At 58.4% G+C, this 5,201-nt stretch carries 6 protein-coding genes; all 6 read left to right on the forward strand.

All coding sequences use genetic code 11. The features are described from left to right. A partial coding sequence (locus ACF8AM_RS23520) for a FliG C-terminal domain-containing protein (RefSeq protein ID WP_392557992.1) occupies window positions 1–428 on the forward strand: 428 nt, incomplete at its 5' end. Between the two features lie 2 nt (window positions 429–430). Further along, on the forward strand, window positions 431–1,321 hold the full coding sequence (locus ACF8AM_RS23525) for a flagellar assembly protein FliH (protein ID WP_392557993.1): 891 nt from the start codon (window positions 431–433) through the stop codon (window positions 1,319–1,321). Beyond that, a complete protein-coding gene (locus ACF8AM_RS23530) occupies window positions 1,318–2,721 on the forward strand; it encodes a FliI/YscN family ATPase (protein ID WP_392557994.1) in 1,404 nt (467 codons plus the stop codon). The genes ACF8AM_RS23525 and ACF8AM_RS23530 overlap by 4 nt, the downstream gene beginning before the upstream one ends. A gap of 62 nt (window positions 2,722–2,783) precedes the next feature. Further along, window positions 2,784–3,266 carry a flagellar export protein FliJ gene (fliJ, locus tag ACF8AM_RS23535; protein ID WP_392557997.1) on the forward strand — a complete coding sequence of 161 codons (483 nt, stop codon included), beginning with the start codon at window positions 2,784–2,786 and terminating at the stop codon, window positions 3,264–3,266. Continuing rightward, window positions 3,263–3,913 carry a hypothetical protein gene (locus ACF8AM_RS23540; RefSeq protein ID WP_392557995.1) on the forward strand — a complete coding sequence of 217 codons (651 nt, stop codon included), beginning with the start codon at window positions 3,263–3,265 and terminating at the stop codon, window positions 3,911–3,913. Before fliJ ends, ACF8AM_RS23540 begins: the two co-directional genes overlap by 4 nt. A gap of 54 nt (window positions 3,914–3,967) precedes the next feature. Next, on the forward strand, window positions 3,968–5,201 hold a 1,234-nt coding region (locus ACF8AM_RS23545; protein ID WP_392557996.1), incomplete at its 3' end, for a flagellar hook-length control protein FliK.

The raw sequence follows: 5,201 nt of genomic DNA on the forward strand, positions 1-5,201 counted from the left end.
CCTCCCCACCCCACGATGGCGCCGCCGAATTCCGCGAACAAACGTCTGAAGGCACGCCCCCCCTGCGTGTCCATGTGCCGGCGGACTCAGGGACTGAACACGCTGCCGCGGCGTCCCAACCGAGTCCCGCTCCCTCATCCGGTTTCGCCACCGACGAAATCCATCAACGACTGGTGAAAATGAAACCACGTCTGCTCTGCGAAGCACTCGGACGCGTGCCAACCCGTACCGCGATGCTGTGTTTGTGCGGGCTGCCCAACAAGACCGCAGACTCCGCCATCAACGTGCTCCCGCGACAGCAAGCCAACCAGGTGCGAGCCCAGTTGGCCAACGTGGGATCAATGGAACTGCGTGAAATTGATGAGGCCAAAGAAGCGGTCTTGGTCGCCGCTTCCACCGCTCCCTCCACCACTGCGATGGCGGCGTGACCATGGCATCGATCCTCAAACACAACGCTGGTTTGCACGGTGCAAATCCTCAACCCACTGACTCAAAGGATGAGCGTCCGGACCTGGCCAATCTAACTCCCTCCAGCACCGAGCCAACGACTCGCGCCGGCGTTTCCACTCGCGTTCCTGCCGACCAGGTGGATCGTGTTCAATCCGCGACCGGCGGCGTCGTCGGCAAACAACCAGGCGGCGTGTCAGGCTTGGCCGGTTTCAATCTTGATGATTTGGCCGAAAAAGGGCGTGAAGAACTCCGCCGGGCTCGTGAACAGGCCGCGCAGCTTTTGGCCGAGGCAGAAAAGCATGCCACTGAATTGAAACAGCAGGCGGAAGCTCGTGGCTACGAAGAAGGCGTGAAAAAAGCCTCGCAAGACATCGAGAAAAAGATCACTCAGTTGGCAGAAGCCAAAACCAAATCGCAACTGCAAGCGCTGCAAAACGCCAGCACCAAGATGCACGCGCAGTACGACCAATGGATGCAGCAATACGCGGAGGTGCTGACCGAAACCGCCATCGCCGCAACCGAGCGAATGGTGCGAGCCAACCTGAACGAGGCTCCTGTGCCGACGTCGCTGGCCGAAGCGGGCTATGCCGACAGCCCGCACCAACAGCACCTCTTGGTGCGGTGGGCCAGCGAAGCGTTGCACAGCACTCGATCAGCAGGACGCTTGGTGCTGGCCGTTCACCCTGACATGCTGGCGGAACTGGGCCAACGTTTCGATGAACTTTTGGCGAGCCCCGATTTGCCGGAGGAGTCCTGTGTGATCCCCGACGAAACGCTTCCGGTTGGCGAAGTGGTCGTGCGACAAGAAGGCGGCGAGATCCGCGCGGGACTGCAATCCCAGTTGGAACGACTGCGTGAGGAAATGCTATGAACCTGCCCGCGGTTCCTCAATTGCATCCGCCACGGCTGCCCGATCCCGAAACCATCCGCCAATCACTCGGCTCCTTGGTGTTGTCCCAAATTCGCGGACGTGTCGCGTCGGTGACGGGCGATGCGGTGACCGTCCAAGGCATGACCGCTCCACTGGGCGCGATCTGCGAACTGATGCCACCGGATGCCAAACCAACGCTTGCCCGAGTCATTGGCTTTGACGACACACGACCGATCCTCGCGCCAATGGAAGCGATCTCTGCCTTGGCCGCTGGCGACCGAGTTCGCTTGGTTTCGCGTTCGCTGACGCTGCGCGTCGGCGACTCTCTGTGCGGCCGCGTGATCGATGCCTTCGGACGTCCCATCGACGGAAAACCGCTCAGCGAAGACCTTGTTCGAGTCAGTGCCTCTCGGTCCGCACCCGATTCACTGGACCGCCCTCCCATTGATGAGCCCCTGCAAACAGGCGTTCGAGCCATCGATGCAATGCTGACCTGTGGTGTCGGCCAACGCTTGGGAATCTTTGCCGGTTCCGGTGTTGGCAAAAGCACACTGCTGGGGATGCTCACCCGAGGAACAACAGCCGACCGAATCGTGATCGCGATGGTCGGCGAACGGGGACGCGAAGTTCAAGAGTTCATGCAGCGGGCGCTCGGCGCTGCCGGCCTGAAACGCAGCGTCGTCGTGGTAGCGACCAGCGACAAACCGGCCGCACAACGACTTTCCGCAGCCTGGACCGCCACCGCAATCGCCGAACAATTTCGCGACGAAGGACACCGCGTGCTGTTGCTGGTGGACAGCGTCACTCGTTTCGCAATGGCCCAGCGTGAGTTGGGGTTGGCCGCTGGCGAACCACCGACCACACGTGGCTACCCGCCCAGCGTCTTCAACATGTTGCCGCAATTGGTCGAACGTGCCGGACGAACCACGAAAGGCTCGATCACCGCGTTCTACACCGTGTTGGTTGAAGGCGATGACAACAACGAACCCATCTCAGACACGGTTCGTGGTTTGCTGGATGGACACATTGTGCTGAACCGGAAACTCGCCCACCGAGGTCACTACCCACCAATCGATATTCCGGAAAGCATCAGCCGAGTTGCCAACCACTTGGTGAAGCCTGAAGTCTATCAAGCCACCCTGGGAGTTCGCGAGCACATGGTTCAGTACCAATCCAGCGAAGACCTGATTTCAATCGGTGCTTATCGAGCCGGCAGTGACCCTCGTGTGGACACTGCCATCGCGATGCGTGATCCCATCAACGATCTGTTGCGACAAGACGCGAACGAGATCACTCCCATCGCGGACTCCCAGGCCCGGGTTCTCAAGCTGCACCAAGCCGCTGCCGCTGCGCTGGCTCAACTGAACCAACCGAAGGCTCCCGCCCCCACCCCAGCCTGAATGACTGATTCGGCCGGGTGAATCATCCTTTTCTCTTCGCACTTCACACTCGTTCGTTTCCTATGCCCCCATTTCGATTCCGATTCGATTCCCTGCTGGACTTGCGTTCTCGCGAGCGAGACGAAGCGGGCGCGGAGGTCGGCAAGGCTCTCGAAGCGATCCAGCGAATCAACGAGCAGATTCAAGAAATCAACACACAACGCGAATCGATCCGTACGGCGCAAGCCCAGACGTTGCAGCAAGCCAATGTTTCGGTGGACCAAATGCTGCATCAAGGCCGCTATGACGTTCAATTGCACGCCGACCAAATCTCGCTTCAACAGACACTGGGGCAGCTCAACCAAGAACTCGAGAAACGTCGCGAGAAATTGGTCACTGCAGAAGCCGAAGTGAAACGCCTCGAACGACTGCGTGAAACTCAATTGGCCGAGCATCGATCACTCGAAACCAAGCAAGAACAAGCCGAAGCTGATGACCTGACCTCCGCCCGCGTTCTTCTGCGACGCCGTGAGCTGGCAGCTCAATCCAAGGAAACCAGACGATGAGATTCATGATGCGATCCGTCGCGATGATCAGCACCGCGACCTGTTTGACCTTGATCATTCTGATGGGCTACTTCGCTTCACGCGGCACGCTCAACGTTCGAACGTTGACCAAAATCATTGCGTTGCTCAATGGCATCGACATCTCCGGCAATCAATTGCGACAGATCATGCAGCAGAGCGAAGACCGCGAACAGCCGGATTTTGACGAAATCCTCGACGCGCGACGACGAGATGGCTTGGACAGCGACATCCGATTGCGAAGTCTGAAAGAGGCCAAAAACGACATCGCTCTTCAAATGTCAGAATTGAAACTGCAACGCGAACGTTTTGACGAACGCCGAACCTCGTTTGATCGCAGCTTGGAAGAAATTCGAAAAGGCGCTCAAGACGAAGGACTGCAGGAAGTCCAGAGAACACTCCAGGCACTTGAGGCAGAACAGGCAAAAGAGCAGCTTTTGCGCATGTACGATGACGAAGAAATCGATGACGTTGTCAGTATCATTCAAGCCATGCCCATCGATAAACGAAAAGATATCTTGGCAGAGTTTGCTACGCCGGAAGAAATGGACAAGCTCTACGAGATCCTACGCCGAATCGGCGAAGGAATGCCAACGACCGGACTCATCGACAATGCTCGCGGTGGGTGATTGAGGTCAAGGTGTTCCCACCAGGATCCCGATGATCACGGTGGGGGGACCGCGATGACAACGACCAAACCAGTCCAATCAAGGACCGAGACGACTGTCTCAACAACGACAACCAACAAACGCGCCGAAAATGCGTTTGCTGCGTTCAGCAGTTCCGCTTCCGCGCGAACTGCCAGTCTGATCGAACCGACGTCGGGGTTGGGTGATCCGTTCGCCGAAGTCTTCGCTCGTATCGCGACCACTCCAACCGCGGTCGCCTCGGAACCCACCTCGCCGCCGGAAGACACCCTGTCAACCGAAACCGAAACCGAAGACCACGAGGATTCCAGCGAAGAACAGACCGAAGCGATAGACGATGCCGCTCCAGCGACCGCTGTGACCACGGCAAGCAACTTGACCGAGGAGACGGCCGATGTCACTCCTGCTCAGGAAGCCACCGCCACGTCGAACGAGCCAATCGAGTCCTCGGAAACCCCTGATGAGGTGACTCGTCCTGAATCGTTGGAAGAAACCGAGTCACTTCCAGAGGAAGACGCCGTCTCGGTGGAGGATCCTCTGTTGCTTTCGGAACACGATCCTGAACTCGAAGAAAATGATTCCGATGCCATCGTGTCCGAAGAAGTTGCTGTTCTAGTCAGCAGCGAATCAGAGCAACGTTCTGATGACCACACCTCCAACGCCTCGGCGGATGAAGAGAGTCCGGTCGCGAGTTCAGTCACCTCCACCGAAGAAGTCGCCACGGATGATTCCGGCACCGAGCACGACAACACCGAAACGCGGGGCGAAACCCAATCCGACCACAACACCTCGGAAGATCCTCGACGAACCGAACGCCGACGCTATTCACGTGATGGAGAGGCGGACTCGCAAGACGCTGCACCTCAAACGGCAAGCGACAGCAATCTGGGTGAGGGGAAGATCGCAATCGATGCTTCACTAGCCGCAGCCGGTGACGAATCCGAAATCAGCGAGACTCAACTGAACCAAATGGTTGAGCAGACCGCGGCCAAATCATCGACTTCAGTAGCGGCAGTGGCACCCATCCAAGCCACCACCGCTGCCGCTGCCAAAACAGCGACCAGCGGAACGACCGCCGTCGGATCCACGAACGCCGCTTCCGCGCCAACCGGCAGCAGCGATCCAACCGACCCGATCCACTCATCATCGACATCCGCCGACAAAGCGGAAAGTAAAGTCAAAGCTGGCCTGCAAGCGTCGGGGGCGGACCAAACATCTGCGGTCGCTCGAGCCAAATTGGTCCAACGGGTCAGCCGTGGCTTTCAAACAC

Source organism: Rhodopirellula sp. JB055, from assembly GCF_043100905.1.
Taxonomy (GTDB): Bacteria; Planctomycetota; Planctomycetia; order Pirellulales; family Pirellulaceae; genus Rhodopirellula.